Genomic DNA, 16,311 nt, shown 5'->3' with positions numbered 1-16,311 from the left:
CCCACCCTCTACTCTCCACCCTCCTCCCCCCGCCTGGGCGGCAGCGGCGCGCGGTAGCCGATGAGCAGACCAATCGTGCCGACCGTGATGAACGCCGCGATCCGGACGAGCGCCTCGGCCTGCGACAGGTCCACCAGGAACAACTTGACCCCGACGACCGCCAGCACGCCGACGCCGAAGAACCACAGCCCCCGGCTCTCGACGCGGACGGCCCAGACGGTCAGCACGAGCGCCAGCAGCGTCCACGTCACGGCCAGCGCGGCCTGGGCCGTCGACGAGTCGAACAGGCCCTCGGCCGTCCACGGCGCCGCGCCGGCCGCGTGGACGGCCCGGAGCACGGCGACCGTCAGGGCCCCGACGCCGAGCGCGGCGACGGCGACCGTCCACACGTCGCGCCGGCCGGCGGACCGGCGGCGCGCGGCGACCAGCCCGAGCAGGACGGCGACGGCCGGGACCCCGAGCGGGTTGAGGACCGGCAGCGTTGGCAGGGGCGTGGCCTCGCCGGGGAGGCCCCACGAGGCGACCACCCAGAGGCCGGCGGCGACGGCCAGCCCGCCCACGCTCTGGGCCCGCTCGCGCGCCGACGCCCACGACGGCGGCATCCCGACGGCCAGCGCCAGCGCCGCCGCGAGCACGGCACCCGACGCGCCGAGCGGCCAGTCGCCGACGGTGGCCGTGGCGACGGCGTCGGACAGGGCCCATGCGAGAACGGCGGTCGCCAGCCAGACGGCCCCGACGGAGGCCGGCGCCCGCCAGCGGTGCGCCCGCTCGGACCGGAGCGCCAGCGCCGCGACGGCGAACAGCGCCAGCCACGCCACTCCGCGCCACGACACCGCCGGGTCCCCGCCGTCGACCACGGCGAACGCCCACAGCAGCCAGCCGACGGGGACCACGCCGAACGAGGCCGCCGCCAGACCGGGCCACCCCAGCGCTCGGCCCATCCCCAGGAACAGGGCTGCCGAGGCCGCCGCCGCGCCTAGCAAGCCCGCCAGCACGAACCGGCCGGGCGCGAGGTCGAGCACGTGGACGGCCGCCGTCGTGGTCCACCAGAACAGGGCGAAGGCGAGGAAGACGCGGCCCGCGAGCCGCTCGGCCGCCGCCCACCCGACGGGCGACGACCGACTCCCCTTCTCCTCGTCCGCTGTGGGGACACCACGCATGGTGTCCCTACCGGGCATGGTGTTGCCACGGACCGCGTCGTCGTCGGTGGCCACCGCGCCGCCGCGCCTCATCTCGCGCAAGACGTACGCCGAGAGCCCCAGCCCGACGGCCACGATCCACCCCGTCAGCGAGGCGGCCGTGAACGTGGACGACGGGGCGAGCACGCCCTCGGCGAACAGGACGGCCGCGGCGACGCCCTGCAACGCGAGCCCGCCGGCCCGCATCCACGCCTTCCGCTGGCGCGCGCCGACCCAGACCAGCCCGGCCCCCTCGAGCACCCACAGCGCCCCGAACACGACGCGCTCGAACGCCAGCGGCAACGCGAGTGTCGCGAACGCCAGCCCGACTGCCAGGAACGCATCGGCCAGCAACCGGACGCCGGCCCGCTGCCGGAGCGCGCCCGCGCCGACGAGGTAGACGGCCGCCAGGGCCGCCGCGCTCCACGCCCGCCCAAACGGCACGACGCCCTCGACGATGCCGGCCTGGAGCACGAACGTGGCCGCCGGCAGCCCGAACACAAGCGCCCCGTCGACCGCCAGCGCCCGTTCGGGCGTCGCCTCCACCCGGGCCGACCGGAGGGCAAACCGGACCGCGAGGGCGAGGTAGATCGCGAAGCTGACGACGACGAACGGCTGGACCGAGGCGTACAGCCGAGGCTCGTACTGGAGCCCGCCCCACAGCCCGCCCGTCACGAACGTCGCCAAAAACCCGACGACGGCGACCGACCGCCAGCCGCGCGCCCACGACGCGCCGAGCACGCCCACGTTGAGCAGCGCGTAGTAGCTCAGCAGGAGGACGTGGTTGCCCTCGGCCGTCCCCGCGAGCACCGGCGCCGCGAACCCGCCGGCCACGCCGAGCACGGCCAGCCCCGGCGCGTCCTGGACGACGGCCAGCCCGCCGCACGCGACCGACACCACGCCCATCAGCAGGATCGCGGGCAGCGACGGGATCAGCCCGTAGAGCGCGTACGCGCCGTAGATCGTCAGGTAGAGGACGGCCACGCCGCCGCCCTGCAACGTCAGCCCGAAGCCGGGCGTCCCCTCGCGGAGCCGCCAGCCCAGCCCGACGAGCGCCAGCCCGGCCGCCGCCGCCAGCGCCAGCCGGATCTCGACCGACAGGAACCCCTCGGCCACGGCGTACCGGATCAGCAGGCCCAGCCCGACGAACAGGACCAACAGGCTCAGCCGGGCCACCAGGTTGCCGCCCGTCGCGAAGTCCCACGCGCGGCGGAGCGGCGGCGGCAGGCCGTCGAGCGACGGCAACGACGGCAGCGGCGGCCGGGTCGGACGCCCCATCGCAGGCACGCGCGCCGGACGCGGCTCCGGGCCCTCGACAGGCACCGCGCCCTCGGTTGGAGCGTCCCGCTCGGGCTCCTCGGTGTCTGGCGGAACCAGGATCGGCACCTCCGACGGGCCGGCGGGCTCTGCCTCGGCCGCCCGCGCGGCGCGGCTCCGGAGCAGCGCGTCGAGCCGGGCTTCCAGCGCTGCGATCCGGTCGTGGGCGCGGAGGTGCAGCGCGGTCAGCACGCCGACGGCCACCGCCAGCACGGCGACCGCGTCGTCGGTCGTCGTGAGCGCCGCCCACGCGACGACGCCGATCCCGAGAACGATGGAGAGGGTCCGGAGCACGGCCCGAAGCTAGACGCGGGCTAGCTTGCGCACCCCGTCCGATTGTACCAGCCCGCTCCCATGCGCCTCGCCCTCCTCGCTCTCCTCGTCGCGGCCGGGACCGCTCACGCCCAGCCCGACCCGTCCGAGCGGTACGCCGAGGCCACCGCTCGCATCGTCGAGGCCGCGCTCGCCGACAGCGCCGCGTTCGACCGCGTCGCCCTCCTGGCCGACACGTTCGGCCCGCGCTTCACGGGCACGCCCGCGCTCGAAGCCGCCATCGATCAGATCCTGGCCGAGATGCGGGCCGACGGGCTCGAAAACGTCCGGGGCCAGCCGGTGACCGTCCCCGTCTGGGTCCGCGGCGCCGAGTCGGCGACGCTGGTGACGCCGTCGGGCGACATCGACCTGCCGATGCTGGGGCTGGGCGGGAGCGTCGGGACGCCGGGGATCGAGGCCGAGGTCCTCGTCGTCGGCTCGTTCGACGAGCTGACGGCGCGGGTGGGCGAGGCCCGGGGCCGGATCGTCCTGTTCGACGTCCCGTTCACGAGCTATGGCGAGACCGTGCCCTACCGCGTCGGCGGGGCGAGCGCGGCGGCCGAAGCCGGCGCCGTGGCCAGCCTGGTCCGCTCGGTCGGGCCGACCGGCCTGAGCACGCCCCACACCGGCGTCATGCGCTACGCCGACGGCGACCGCCAGATTCCGCACGCGGCCCTCACCGCCGAGGCGTCGGGGATCCTGCGGCGGATCCAGGACCGCGGCGAGCGGCCCGTCGTCCGCCTGGCGATGAGCGCCGAGACCCGGGCCGACGGGCTCTCGCGCAACGTGATCGGCGAGCTCCGGGGCCGCGAGCGGCCCGACGAGGTCGTGATCCTGGGCGGCCACCTCGACTCGTGGGACGTCGGCCAGGGCGTCCACGACGACCTCGCGGGCTGCGTCGTGACGTGGGAGGCCGTGGCGCTGTTGAACCGGCTCGGCCTGCGCCCGCGGCGGACGGTCCGGGTGGCGCTGTGGACGAACGAGGAAAACGGGCTCCGCGGGGCCGAGACGTTCCGCGACTCGCTCGGGGCCGACGTGTCGCACGTCCAGCTCGCGCTCGAAAGCGACAGCGGCGTGTTCACGCCCGTCGGCTTCGGCTACGGTGGGTCGGAGGCCGGCCGCCAGATGCTGGCCGCCCGCGTCGAGCCCCTGATCCGTGACCTCCTGATGGCCGACTCCGAGGTCGGCCCGGCCGGGATCACACTCGGCGGCGGCGGCGCCGACATCGGCCCGCTGATGCGCGACGGCGTGCCCGGCCTCAGCCTCCGGACCGACAACGGCGACTACTTCGTCTACCACCACACGCCGGCCGACACCGTGGACAAGCTCGACCCGGCCGACGTCCAGCGCGCCGTCGCGGCCACGGCGGTCCTGATCTGGGTGGCCGCCGAGATGCCCGAGCGGTTGCCCCACGGCGAGTAGTCCAGGACGACGCCGGAGACCGCCGGGCGGGGCGTAGTCTATGGGTCACTAGATGGAATGACGGTCATTACATTTGGTGACCCCGCATCGCGGAAGCACTGGTTACACCGCCTTCGGCCTCGACCTCAGAATGAGCAACCTCAAAGATTGGCTTTCGGAACTCGACCTCACCGAAGGAGCGGGCCTAGAAGAAATCAAAAAGGCCTACCGTGACATGATGATGGTCTGGCACCCTGATAGGTTTTCGGGGAACGAGAGGCTGAGATTGAAGGCCGAAACGAAAGCCAAGGCCATCAACGCTGCTTACAAATCGCTCGTCGGCTATGCTGCTGAAGCAGTGCCTTCCCCGTCGAGTCCCACCCCGTCACCGCCCGCCTCCCCTCGTCGGCGGCAAACTCGGCAGGACAGCGGACACAGATACGATTTTTATTTTACGCTTCACGATTACGAAGAGCGGGACCACAAAGAGCTGTCACTTGACCAGGGGCTAGACCTATTTAGATCGTTCGATTGGAGTGGAGACCTGGAAAAGGCAAAGATGTACGAGTCTGGTGGCGACGAATCCTGTCCACCGACTTTCACTATCTCATTCGAAGGTCATGACCTGGCATATCATTTTATGCTTTCAGAGGGAGACATGATCTTCTTCTCGTCTCCGGAGGATCTCCGGTCGGTCCACCCGGCTAATCCTGACATGTTCATCGAGTTTTCATACAGATTGGATCAGAGAGATTTTGGCTGGATCAGGAGCAACTCAAATATGGTAAGTTGACGTTGCGGGAAAAGTCCGCCGCGTCACAGCGCTACAATGGTCCGCCTGCGCCACACCACTAGACACCAAGCCCCCATGTGCAAAGTCCCGCAAGAGCGAGTCGACCTGTTCTGGAAGAACATGTTTGCCACAGGTCGAAACAAGTTCAAAATGAACGAGGTCCAGGCCGAACAGTTTGCCAACGAGATCTTAGATTTTGCTCTGAAAGATCTGAGGGTCGAAGTGACTGACGCTGACACCGGTAGCCACATGTAGGAGCCGGGCAGTTCCTTTACACTCTGGCCCGGGCTGATGATTTACACTCCTGGCGGCCCGTCGTCACGCCGTCAGCGTCCACGTCCGCTCGTCGAGCCGCGCCGAGAGACGGGCGGGCGAGGTTCCACGCCCCGGCGGCCGTCCATCACACGGCCCCTCCCACCGCCGGGGACCGCCCGAGGCGCGCGAGCCCGAAACGAACGTTCCCGCTTTTGAGGGAGCCGGTGCCATCGCGGCGACCGGCCAGCTCTGGAACCAAACGGCAGAACCCGGCGCGGATCAGGGGACACCCGTCGGGCCGGCGGCGTAGAGACCGGGCACCCCCGCCGCACGATGCGCCTCCGTCACCTCGGCTACGCCTGTCTCAACACGACGCTCGGGACCCAGAGCCGGACCGTCCGCCTGGCCAACCTCCGCACCGAGACCGTCATCCCCGTCGTCGTCCAGAACCTCGGCGACGTGCTGGCGGCGCTCCGGTGGAACGTGGCCCACGACCTCCGCTTTTTCCGCGTCTCGTCGGACCTCATCCCGTTCGGCCCGCTCGACGTGTTCCCGTTCGACTGGGCCGAGGCGTTCGACTGGCAGTTCCGCGAGATCCGGCGGCTCGTCAAGGCCGAGGGGCTCCGCGTGACGAGCCACCCCGGCCAGTACACCGTCTTGAACAGCCCACGCCCCGAGGTGGTCACGGCGTCCGTCGAGGAGCTCGACTTCCAGGCCCGGGTCCTCAAGCTCATGGGCGGCGACACCATGACGCTCCACGTCGGCGGGGCCTACGGCGACAAGCCGGCGGCGCTCGACCGCTTCGCCCAGAACCTCGGCCGGCTCTCGGACGACGCCCGCGCCCGGCTCGCCATCGAGAACGACGACACGACGTACACCCTCGCCGAGACCGTCGGGCTGGCCGAGCGGACCGGGCTCCCGGTCATCGTCGACCTGTTCCACCACGTCCTCAATCCGAGCGGCGAGACGGCGGACGAGGGGCTCCTCGACCTGCTCGACCGGGCCCAAGCGACGTGGGGGAAGCGGGTCCCCAAGCTCCACCTCTCGTCCCACAAGCCCGGCACCCGGACCGGCCACGCCGACTTCCTCGACATGGACGACGTGGACCGGCTCGTCGGGCTGATGGAGCAGGTCGGGCCGCCGGACGCGCCGTACGACCTGATGCTGGAGGCCAAGGCGAAGGAGCGAGCGGTGCTCGAGGTCCGCCACTACCTCGAGACGGGCGAGCGCCCCGACCGGCCGATCCCGATGGAGACCGTTGCCGAGGCCGGCTAGAGCAGAATGCGTGTGGGTGTATAGGAGTGACGTTCCCGCTTCGGTTCCGACCCTCCCTCACCCCCAACCCCACACACTCCACCCGGACTTGGCATCAGTACGTCGGCGCGTCCGTGGGACGGTCGGTCTGGACCGGCGGCTCGCCCCCCTCTCCACCAAATCACCAGCCCACCGGCCCTAGCTGTCCGTCACGTCGACGGCGCCGGGGCCGACGCTCGGGACCGGCCCGTCGGGGATTCGGAGCGTGATCTCGGTCAGCTCGGGCCGGCAGTTGATCCGGACGGGGACCGTCGAGAACCCGATCCCCCGGTTGATGTAGATCCGGTTGGGCGGGGCCCCGATCGAGTCGGCGGCCCAGCCGTCGGCGGCGACCTCGCCCCGGCGGACGATGTCGAGCCACGAGGTCCGCTCACCGGGGAAGACGCGGACCTGGCCGCCGTGCGTGTGGGCCGCCAGCGCGAGGTGGGCCTCCTCGCCGGGGATGTCGCGGAACGCCTCCGAGTTGTGCATCAGCCAGAGCCGCGGGGCCCCCGCCGGCACGGCGGCCAGCGCGGCGGGCACGTCGGCGCGGCCGGCCCAGTTGGACCCGACGCCGGCCACCCACAGCGTGTCGCCGCCGGCCACGACCGGCGTGGCCTCGTTCTCCAGCACGCGGACCCCGATGGCCTCGAGCTCCTGGGTGAGGTACTCGGCGAATACCGTGACGACCGCGCTCGACTCCTTCATCAGCGAGTAGTCGTGGTTGCCGAGCACGGCGACCGTCGGGATGCCGGCCTCGACGAGCGGCCGGACGAGCGCGACGGCCCGGCGCACCCGCGCTGAGTCGGGCCGGTAGAGGAAGTCCCCGGCGATGAGCGCCAGCGACACCGAGTCGTCGATGGCGTCCTCGACGGCCTCCTCGACCATGCCCGTGTTGCCGAGCCACATCCCGATCTGGAAGTCGGCCATCAGCGCGATCGTCTTGCCGTCCCACCCCGGCCGGAGGTTCGGGAGCTCGGCCTCGAACGCCTCGTCGTCCAGGAGCAGGCGCGGCTCGACAAAGACGCCGTAGACGAGGAGGCCGACGAGGACCAGGGCGAAGACGGCGAGGGCGGTGCGCATGCCAGCGGAGAGGGAGCGGCAAGCTAACGGGGCGAGCCCGACGAGCGCCCGGGGGCTCCCCCCGACATCGGTGCCCTACCGCGCCAGCACGACCGACCGCGTCGCCGTCGCCCCGCCGCCGCTTGCCCGGACGACGTAGAGCCCGCTCGGCAACCCGCCCCGGCCGAGCCGGACCACGCGCTCGGCGCCCGCCGGGACCGACCCCTCGAACAGCGTCCGCACGCGGCGGCCGGCCACGTCGAGGAGGTCCACGACGACGCGGCGGCCCGTCGGGCTCGTGACGCGCACGGTGGCCGCGGTCGAGAACGGGTTCGGGCCGACGGTCAGCCCGAGCGGTGCGGCGCCGGGGGCCGTCGGGGTCGAGAGCAGGCCGGGGCACTCGGCGAGGTCCGGCGCCCGGCTGACCGTGAGCGAGACGTCGCTGGACGCCCCCGGCCGGGTGAGCGCGGCGAACGCGAGGCCCGCCTGGCGGAGGTCCTCCGCGCGCCCCAGGTAGTGGCGCAGGCTGTCGGCCCGCTCGGTCGGGTCGAGCCGGACCCGGTAGAAGTCCCGGATGGTCCCGTTCGAGAGCCCGTGCTCGACGTACTTGTCCTCCGCCGTCTGGACGCCCAGCCAGTAGCCGTCCGCGCCCGTCCGGCGGTACGAGTAGAGGAGGCGGTCGAGCACGAGCGGGGTCGCCGGCGCGCCGGCGAGCTGGGGCCCCTGGTCGGCCCCGTCGAGCGGGAGGGCCGGCGCCGGCGCGTCCGGCACGAGCCCCAAGACGGTCGGGAGGACGTCGTAGACCCAGACCGGGTGCTCGACGCGGCGGCTCCCCCACGCCGGGTACCACACGACCGACGGCACGCGGATGGCGCCCTCGTAGGCCTGCCCCTTCTGGCCACGGAGCGGCCCGTTGTCGCCGCCGAGCGACTCGACGGCCCCGTTGTCCGACAGGAACCAAACGAGCGTCGGCCGGCCGGACGCGCGGACGGCCGCCATCACGCGCCCGACGGCCCGGTCCAGGGCCGTCGTCATGGCCGCGAACGTCCGGCGCTCCCCCTCCAGGCCCGGGTAAAGCGCCAGGTCGCGGTCGAGCGCCTGGAGCGGCGAGTGGGGCGCCGTGAACGGGAGGTACAGGAGGAGCGGCCCGTCGCGCGGTCGCGCCAGGACCTCGACGGCCTCGTCGGCGATAAGGTCGGTCGTGTAGCCGCCCGTGTCGACGGGGGCCACGCCGCGCCACCAGTCGAGCCCGGTCTGGGTCTGGCGGGTAAAGTAGCTGGCGCCGCCGCCGAGCATCCCGAGGAACGAGTCGAACCCGTGGAGCTCGGGGTGGAACGGGCAGTCGTCGCCGAGGTGCCACTTGCCGACCATCGCCGTCTGGTAGCCGGCGCCCTGGAGCAGCTCGGCCAGCGTCTCCTCCACCTGGGGCAGCCCGACCGTGTCGGCCTGGGTCACGGGCTCGTTGATCCCCATCCGGACGCCGTAGCGCCCCGTCAGGAGCCCCGCCCGCGACGGCGAGCACAGCGGCGACGTGTAGAACCGGTCGAGCACGACGCCCTCGGCCGCCAGCCGGTCGATCTCGGGCGTCTGGATCTCGGACCCGTTGTAGCCCACGTCGCCGAACCCGAGGTCGTCGGCGACGATGACGACCACGTCGGGCGGGCCGGCCTGGGCCACGGCCGGCCCCGCGAGGGCCCACGCCGTGAGGGCGCAGAGGAGCAGGGCGCGGATGGGCACGGGCGGTCCGGGGGTGAGGGGTGAAGCTAAATCTGTCCGGAGACGTGCGGGACGGGGGAGCCCAAACGCGCCCGCCTACGACTCGGATCGTAGATTCCGTCGTGCGCCGCCCCCTCGTCCTGCTCGCCCTCGTCGCCGGCTGCGCCGTCACGGCCCGGCTCTCCTACGCCGACCTCGTCGGGACGACGTGGCGCGAGGTGTGCCCGGCGCCCGAGATCGCCACGGCCTTCGTCCGCTTCGACCCCGACGGCGTGATGGCGTGGAGCTACGCCCGGCCCGACTCGGTCCGCCGTGACACGGTCCACCGATGGGCCGTCGAGGACGGGGCGCTCCTGCTCCGGTGGAACTTCGGCCGGGCCACGTCGCGCTACCCCGCCGGCCCGAACCCGGCCCGCCTCGACGCCGACTCGTCCACGTTCTGCCTCGGCGACCGCCCCTCGCTCGAACGAGTACGATGACGAACTCGTGGCCGCACGGCGAGGCGGGGCGGGTGCCGGCGCGCTGCACCCGACGACGTGAGGGCCTCCGAGACCGGGGACGGAGGACGGAGGACCGCCCGACGAGCCCGCTTCCGGTCCTCGGTCCCCCGTCTCCGGTCCCCGTCTCCGGTCCCCGTCTCCGGTCCCCGGCGCCGAGGCCCGTCCCCGCAACTCGCGGTACCGTAACACCGACGGGTGTGGCCTCGTTCGGTTGAGCGGCGGCTCACGAGAGGCGGGCATTTCGCGGGTTCCCCACGCCCCCGGCCGAACCCCGCCGCCGGTTCCGCGCTCAACCGCCGTCCCCCCTCGTGCCGATGTCCGTCCGTGTGCTCTCCCTCGCCCTGCTGGCGCTCGCCGCGTCGTCGGCCGGCGCGCAGACGGCCCCGGCCACGCTCAACGGGTTCGTCCGCGACGCCGTCTCGGGCGAGACGCTGATCCAGGCGACTGTCCGCGTCGAGGCGACGGGCCGGGGCGTGGCCACCAACGTCCAGGGGTTCTACACGCTGGGGACTCTGGAGCCCGGCGAGGTGACGGTCACCGCGAGCTTCCTCGGCTACCAGCCGACGCGCCAGACGGTGACGCTGGCGCCCGGCGAGACGCGCCGGCTCGACCTGGAGCTGGCGCCCCAGGGCGTCACGACCGACGAGGTCGTCGTCGAGGCGACCGAGCCCATCGAGGAGGAGCGGGCGCCCGGCACGCAGAACGTGTCGATCGACCTGGTCCAGGCGCTGCCGACCGTGTTCGAAGCCGACCTCTTCCGCTCGATCCAGCTCTTGCCCGGCGTCAAGGCGTCGAGTGACTTCTCGTCGGCCTTGTACATCCGGGGCGGCTCGCCGGACCAGACGCTGATCCTGCTCGACGGGACGACGGTCTACAACCCGACACACTTTTTCGGCTTCTTCTCGACGTTCAACACGGAGGCGATCAAGGACGTCCGCCTGTACAAGGGCGCGTACCCCTCGACGTATGGCGGCCGGCTCGGCAGCGTCGTCGACGTGTACAACCGCGACGGCAACCGGCGCGAGACGGACGCGAGCCTGTCGGTGGGACTGCTCGCGAGCCGGGTCGGCGTCGAGGGGCCGCTGCCGGGCGTGTCGGGCTCGTATTCGCTCAACGCCCGGCGCTCGACGCTGGAGCCGCTCCTGGCCGTCCTGCGCGAGCAGCTCGACGAGGACGGCATCCCGGAGAGCTTTTACTTCTACGACCTCAACGGCAAGGTGTCGGTCGACCTCTCGCCCAACGACCGCCTCGGCCTGGCGACCTACGCCGGCCGCGACCAGGTGGTGGTCCCGTTCGGCGACGACGCCCAGTTCGACCTCGACTACGGCAACCGGACGGCGTCGCTGGCCTACAACCGCGTGCTCTCGGGCACGGCGTTCGCCCAAACCCGGTTGACGGCGTCGCGCTACTTCAGCTACCCCGTCGGGTCGTTCGCCGGGACCGAGTTCCAACGGCCCAACACCCTTACCGACTACTCGGCCCGCGTCGACGTGGAGTGGCTGCCGAGCGAGACCTTCGAGCTGCGGACGGGCGCGTGGGGCGGGACGCTCAACCTCGGCCTGGAGAGCAGCTTCAACGGGAACACCCAGACCTCGTACGGCAACCCGTCGCGCTACGCCTCGGGCTACGTCCAGGGCCGCGTCCGGCCGGGCGACGGGTGGATCCTGACCGGCGGCGTCCGCGCGGAGTACTTCCGGAGCCTGACCGACGACCTCCTGACCGAGGACATCGAGCCGGTCCCGTCGTCGTACGTCCGCTTCTCGCCGCAAGTCCAGGTCGAGCGGACGTTCGGGGAGGACCTCGTCCTCCAGTTCGCGGCGGGGCAGTACCACCAGTTCTTGTCGCTGATCTCGAACGAGGCGTTCTCGGGCTTCGACACCTGGGTCACGACCGGTGTCGGCGTGCCGCCGCAGTCGTCGGAGCAGGTCGTGCTGGGCGTCAAGACGAACCTGGGCCCGGCCTACCGGCTCGATGTCGAGGTCTACGGCCGGACGTTGCGCGACCTGTTCGACATCGACCCGAACAACCAGGACGTGGCCGGGCTGGACTACCAGAGCCTGTTCCGCTTTGGCGAGGGCTACGCCTTCGGCGCCGAGTTCCTGCTGGAGCGCGGGATCGGCAAGCTGACCGGGCTCGTGAGCTACACGCTGGGGTCGACGCGGCGGCGCTACCCGGGCGAGTCGGCCGCGTTCCAGGGCTACTTCCCGCCGAAGTACGACCGGCTCCACGACCTGACCGTCGTGGCCCAGTACGCGCTCGGACGCGGCTGGCAGGCGACGGTCGCTGGGGCCTACGCGACGGGCCAGGCCTACACGACGCCGGCCGGCCGGTTCGAGGCCGAGGGCCTGCCGTTCGAGGACCCGACGCTGCCGGTGCTGGTCTCGAACGGGCTCAACACGGCCCGCCTCCCGCCCTACCACCGCGTCGACGCCGGGGTCACCAAGCGCGGCGTGTGGCCGTTCGCGACGTACGAGCTCCAGCTCCAGCTCGTCAACGTGTACAACCGGCGGAACCTCTGGTTCGTGACCTACGACTTCGACTCGAACCCGGTCGAGGTCGGCGAGGTGCGCCAGCTCCCGATCCTCCCGAACGTCTCGCTCTCGCTCGACTTTTAGACCGCTCCCCCCATGACGCTCCGCTTGACGTTCGTGCTCGCGCTGGCCGTCGCCGTCGGCGGGTGCGACGGCTTCGAAGACGACGACTTCACGGCCCAGGTCGTGGTCTCGGCCACGCTCGGCGCCGGCGAGCCGCTGCCCCCGGTCGCGCTCTCGGAGTCGGCCCCGCTCCTCGACGTGTACGACCCGGACGCACGGGCGGTCGGGGGCGCGACGGTGACCGTGACCCTGCTCGCGGCCGACGGGTCGCCCGAGCGCGTCTACCCGTACCGCGAGGTCGTGGCCGGTCGGTACCTCGCCGACACCGACGACGCGGCCATGCCCGGCCGGACGTACCGGCTCGACGTCCGCGCTGGCGACGCCACCTTGACGGCCCAGACGACGGTGCCGCCAGCGATCTCGCTCGTCGAGCCGCCAGCCGAGACGACGGTCTACGGGACCGGCCAGGGGCCCGAGGTCCGGATCACCCAGACGTCGACGGCCGCGCGCCAGTCGGCGTTCGTGACCTCGACGCGGGCCCTCGCGCCGGTCGACTTCGTCGAGGTCGAGGTCGACGGCGAGACCCGCTACCGGAGCGTGCCCGAGGACGGGCGGTTCGGGCTGACGTCGCCCTACGAGCGGTTCCTCGGCTGCGACCGCGAGCCCGACGGCGTGACGCTCGTGTGCGACTTCGACCCGAGCGAGAACGCCATCGTCGGGACGTCGCCGGTGATCAACGAGGCCAGCTACATCCCCTTGGGCGACGGGACGGTGCTGGTGCAGGTGCCGTACCTCGCGTTCGGATTTTTCGGGCCGGTCCAGATCTCGCTGGTCTCGCTCGACCCCGCGCTCGAGGCGTTCGTCGAGAGCCAGCTCGTCCAGGGCGGCGGCTCGACGCTGTCGCCGGGCGAGATCCCGAACGTGACCTCGAACGTCGAGGGCGGGCTCGGCGTGTTCGGCTCGTTCGCCCGGGTCATCGCCCAGACGACGCTCGTCGAGCCGTAGACTCCGGGCATGGCCGCCCCCGCCTCCGTGATGCCCGTCGACCCCGTCGTTCGCGAGATCGTCGACCGGATCGTCGCCGAGGCGTCGCCGCTCCGTGTCGTCCTGTTCGGCTCGCGGGCGACCGGGACGGCCCGGCCCGACAGCGACGTCGACCTGCTCGTCGTGATGCCGGACGGGACGCCCTGCCGCCAGGCGATGGTCAAGATCGGGGCCCGGCTGCCGATCCTCGACGTTGACGTGGACGTCCTCGTCGCGACGCCGTCCGCGCTGGACCGGCACTCGGACAATCCGGGCCTAGTGTACCGCCAGGCCCTGCGGACGGGCCGGACTCTCTACCCCGACGACGATGCCCGGTGACCCTGGCGACCCGGCCGCGTGGCTTGCGTACGCGCGGTCCGATCTCCTCTTGGCCGAAACGGAGCCGCCATCGGGCGTCTATCTGGAGCTTCTCTGCTTCCACGCCCAGCAGGCGGCTGAGAAGGCGGTCAAGGCTGTGATCCTCCACCGGACACGGTCGGAGCCCGCCTTCTCGCACAGCATCCGCCGCCTGGCTCGCGACGCCAAGCGCGCCGGAGCGTCGGGGTTCCCCCTTTCTGCGGAGGCGTCGGAAGCGCTCACTCAGTACGCGGTCTTGACGCGCTACCCTGCCGACCTCGGCGAGGTCGACGCGGCCGAGTGGCAGCGGGCCATCGACGACGCCCGGGCGGTGGTCGAGTGGGCGGAAGCCCGTCTTACTGCCGACGGCTGAGCGCTACGGCTGGCGGAGCTTGCCGGGGTGCGTGGCCCGGATGAGCGCCCGCGCCAGCGCCCGCGTCGAGTTGACGAACGGGACCCCGCCGCGGTCGGCCTCCGGAACGGCCAGCGGGAGCTCAGTGCAGCCCAGGATGACGGCCTGGGCCCCGCGCTCGATCAGGTGGTCGGTCGCGTCGAGCAGGGCCTGGCGGGCTTGGGGGCGCGGGGGCGCGCTCTCGGCCTTCAAGCCGGTCGGCCCGTAGATCGCGTTCTGGACCGCCGCCTGGTGCGCCGCGTCCGGCACGAGGGCCGAGAGGCCGGCGGCTTCGAGACCGATCTGGTGGAGCCGGTTCTCGATGGACGACGTGGTCGCGAGCACGCCGATGGTCCCGGCGTCCGGCGCCACCTCGGCGAGGCGCGCCACGATGGCGTCGACGATGTGGAGCAGGGCGAGGTCGCGGCCGTCGGCCAGGAGCCCGTCGCGGAGCCGGTCGAACAGGGCTGGCGCGTGGGCCGTGTTGCAGGGGACGCCGGCGACGGCGCAGCCGGCGTCGTCGAGCCGGCGCAGGACCTCCATCATGGCCGGGAGCGGGCTCGGCGCCGTGGGATCGGCGAGCCAGGTGGCCCGGTCGGGGACCCGGTTGGGGTACGAGACGAGCGTGACCGGGAGGTGCCCCTGGTCGGTCCGGGCGTCGGTCTCGTCGAAGATCGAGCGGACCAGGTCGAGGCCGGCGTAGGGCCCGAGCCCGCCCAAGACGCCGACGGCGTTCCGCTCGTCGGGCGAGGGCGCGCCGTGGAGGGCGGAGAGGGCCGGGTCGGGCAACGAGGGGGACCCGCCGGGGCGGACTTCGGACACGTCGGGCACGGGCGTGAAAAGGGGGGCAAGACAAGGCGCGAGGCAGAGCCGGGCGGGTTCGGATGGCCCCGCGCGTTGACCGGCTTGGGGGGGACCGTCTATACTCCGCACGCCGGCCCGGTCGGGGCGGGTGGCCCGGCGCCTACGCCCCCGACCGCCCCCGGTGCCGCTTGCCCGATGGTGTAATGGCAGCACACCACTCTTTGGAAGTGGTTGTGGAGGTTCGAATCCTCCTCGGGCAACCCCAGGCCGTCGGGCTCTCCGGCCCCCCTTCCCCTCCGCCCGTGACCGCCGCCACGCTCCCCGTCTCGATCTTCGCCGGGCGCTCGAACCCCGGGCTGGCCCGCAAGATCGCCGAGGCGGGCGGGTGGTCGCTCGGCGAGGTCACGCTCAAGAACTTCTCCGACGGCGAGATCTACGTCCGCTACGAGGAGTCGATCCGGGGGACCGACCTGTTCATCGTCCAGTCGACGCCGCCGCCGGCCGAGCACTGGATGGAGCTGTTCCTGATGGTCGATGCGGCGCGGCGGGCCTCGGCGGCCCGGATCACGGCCGTGCTCCCGTACTTCGGGTACGCCCGCCAGGACCGGAAGGACCAGCCGCGCGTGAGCATCGCCGCCCGGATGATCGCGAAGATGCTGCAGGACGCCGGCGTCGACCGGGTCCTGACGATGGACCTCCACGCGGCCCAGATCCAGGGGTTCTTCGACATCCCCGTCGACCACCTCTACGGCTCGGCCGTGTTCGAGGAGTGGCTCGAGGCCAACACGCTGGCCCTGGCCGGCTCGAACGGCCAGTCGGCCCAGGGCTTCCGCGAGAACCTGGTGGTGGTGGCCCCCGACGTGGGCGCCTCGAAGATCGCCCGGGCCTACGCCAAGCGGTTCCGGGCCGGGCTCGCGCTGATCGACAAGCGGCGGCCCGAGGCGAACGTGGCCGAGGTCATGAACATCATCGGCGACGTGGCCGGCACGAACTGCCTCTTGATCGACGACCTGTGCGACACGGCCGGCACGCTGACGTCGGCGGCGGCGGCGCTGTCCCGGGCCGGCGCGCTGAGCGTCCAGGCGTTCTGCACCCACCCGCTCCTGTCGGGCCCGGCCGTCGACCGGATCGAGGCGAGCCCGCTCGGCCGCGTCATCGTGACGGACTCGGTCCCGTTGCAGCGCGCGAGCGACAAGATCGAGGTGATCTCGGTCGCCCCGCTCTTCGCCGAGTCGATCCACCGGATCGGCTCCGACGAGTCCATCTCGACGCTCTTCGTCGATTAATCCAGGTACGCGGTACGCGGTGTGGGGTA

Annotated in this window: 13 protein-coding genes and 1 tRNA gene; 10 read left to right on the top strand and 4 right to left on the bottom strand. The window is 72.3% G+C overall.

The features are described from left to right. Window positions 1-8: 8 nt before the first annotated feature. Window positions 9-2,789 carry a DUF2339 domain-containing protein gene (locus ACOOHE_RS05260; protein ID WP_420456750.1) on the bottom strand — a complete coding sequence of 927 codons (2,781 nt, stop codon included), beginning with the start codon at window positions 2,787-2,789 and terminating at the stop codon, window positions 9-11. Window positions 2,790-2,849: 60 nt separating this feature from the next. Here ACOOHE_RS05260 and ACOOHE_RS05255 point away from each other — a divergent pair, with 60 nt between their 5' ends. From ACOOHE_RS05255 to uvsE, 3 genes are all read left to right on the top strand, one after another. After that, complete coding sequence (locus tag ACOOHE_RS05255) at window positions 2,850-4,229, top strand: M20/M25/M40 family metallo-hydrolase (protein WP_420456749.1); 1,380 nt, start codon at window positions 2,850-2,852, stop codon at window positions 4,227-4,229. A 130-nt stretch (window positions 4,230-4,359) separates the two neighbouring features. Next, window positions 4,360-5,001 carry a J domain-containing protein gene (locus ACOOHE_RS05250; RefSeq protein ID WP_420456748.1) on the top strand — a complete coding sequence of 214 codons (642 nt, stop codon included), beginning with the start codon at window positions 4,360-4,362 and terminating at the stop codon, window positions 4,999-5,001. Window positions 5,002-5,589: 588 nt separating this feature from the next. After that, a complete protein-coding gene (uvsE, locus tag ACOOHE_RS05245) occupies window positions 5,590-6,531 on the top strand; it encodes a UV DNA damage repair endonuclease UvsE (RefSeq protein WP_420456747.1) in 942 nt (313 codons plus the stop codon). Window positions 6,532-6,708: 177 nt separating this feature from the next. On the opposite strand, the gene ACOOHE_RS05240 is transcribed toward uvsE, so the two are convergent. Together ACOOHE_RS05240 and ACOOHE_RS05235 are read right to left on the bottom strand one after the other, a co-directional pair. After that, window positions 6,709-7,632, bottom strand: coding sequence for a metallophosphoesterase (locus ACOOHE_RS05240; RefSeq protein WP_420456746.1), 924 nt, complete (start codon window positions 7,630-7,632; stop codon window positions 6,709-6,711). 75 nt (window positions 7,633-7,707) lie between these two features. Next, window positions 7,708-9,348 carry a sulfatase-like hydrolase/transferase gene (locus ACOOHE_RS05235; protein ID WP_420456745.1) on the bottom strand — a complete coding sequence of 547 codons (1,641 nt, stop codon included), beginning with the start codon at window positions 9,346-9,348 and terminating at the stop codon, window positions 7,708-7,710. 101 nt (window positions 9,349-9,449) lie between these two features. Here ACOOHE_RS05235 and ACOOHE_RS05230 point away from each other — a divergent pair, with 101 nt between their 5' ends. The 5 genes from ACOOHE_RS05230 (at window position 9,450) to ACOOHE_RS05210 (ending at window position 14,174) form a co-directional block, all read left to right on the top strand. Beyond that, on the top strand, window positions 9,450-9,806 hold the full coding sequence (locus tag ACOOHE_RS05230) for a hypothetical protein (RefSeq protein ID WP_420456744.1): 357 nt from the start codon (window positions 9,450-9,452) through the stop codon (window positions 9,804-9,806). Between the two features lie 347 nt (window positions 9,807-10,153). Further along, complete coding sequence (locus ACOOHE_RS05225; RefSeq protein ID WP_420456743.1) at window positions 10,154-12,442, top strand: TonB-dependent receptor; 2,289 nt, start codon at window positions 10,154-10,156, stop codon at window positions 12,440-12,442. Between the two features lie 12 nt (window positions 12,443-12,454). Continuing rightward, window positions 12,455-13,426, top strand: coding sequence for a DUF4249 family protein (locus ACOOHE_RS05220; protein WP_420456742.1), 972 nt, complete (start codon window positions 12,455-12,457; stop codon window positions 13,424-13,426). Between the two features lie 9 nt (window positions 13,427-13,435). Continuing rightward, on the top strand, window positions 13,436-13,783 hold the full coding sequence (locus tag ACOOHE_RS05215; RefSeq protein ID WP_420456741.1) for a nucleotidyltransferase domain-containing protein: 348 nt from the start codon (window positions 13,436-13,438) through the stop codon (window positions 13,781-13,783). Beyond that, window positions 13,773-14,174, top strand: a complete 402-nt coding sequence (locus tag ACOOHE_RS05210) for a HEPN domain-containing protein (RefSeq protein ID WP_420456740.1) — start codon at window positions 13,773-13,775, stop codon at window positions 14,172-14,174. Before ACOOHE_RS05215 ends, ACOOHE_RS05210 begins: the two co-directional genes overlap by 11 nt. Before the next feature lie 3 nt (window positions 14,175-14,177). Here the strand turns inward: ACOOHE_RS05210 and ACOOHE_RS05205 are convergent, their stop codons facing one another. After that, window positions 14,178-15,014, bottom strand: coding sequence for an aspartate/glutamate racemase family protein (locus ACOOHE_RS05205; protein ID WP_420456739.1), 837 nt, complete (start codon window positions 15,012-15,014; stop codon window positions 14,178-14,180). Window positions 15,015-15,185: 171 nt separating this feature from the next. Between ACOOHE_RS05205 and ACOOHE_RS05200 the strand changes: the two genes are divergently transcribed. Together ACOOHE_RS05200 and ACOOHE_RS05195 are read left to right on the top strand one after the other, a co-directional pair. Further along, a tRNA-Gln gene (locus ACOOHE_RS05200) sits at window positions 15,186-15,256 on the top strand. Window positions 15,257-15,298: 42 nt separating this feature from the next. Continuing rightward, entirely contained in the window at window positions 15,299-16,282 is a 984-nt protein-coding gene (locus tag ACOOHE_RS05195; RefSeq protein ID WP_420456738.1) for a ribose-phosphate diphosphokinase, read from the top strand. The last annotated feature ends 29 nt before the right edge of the window (window positions 16,283-16,311 follow it).

Origin of the sequence: Rubrivirga sp. (assembly GCF_965213695.1) — a bacterium.
In the GTDB taxonomy this organism is placed as follows: Bacteria; Bacteroidota; Rhodothermia; order Rhodothermales; family Rubricoccaceae; genus Rubrivirga.
This window is presented reverse-complemented; position numbering and strand designations above follow the sequence as displayed.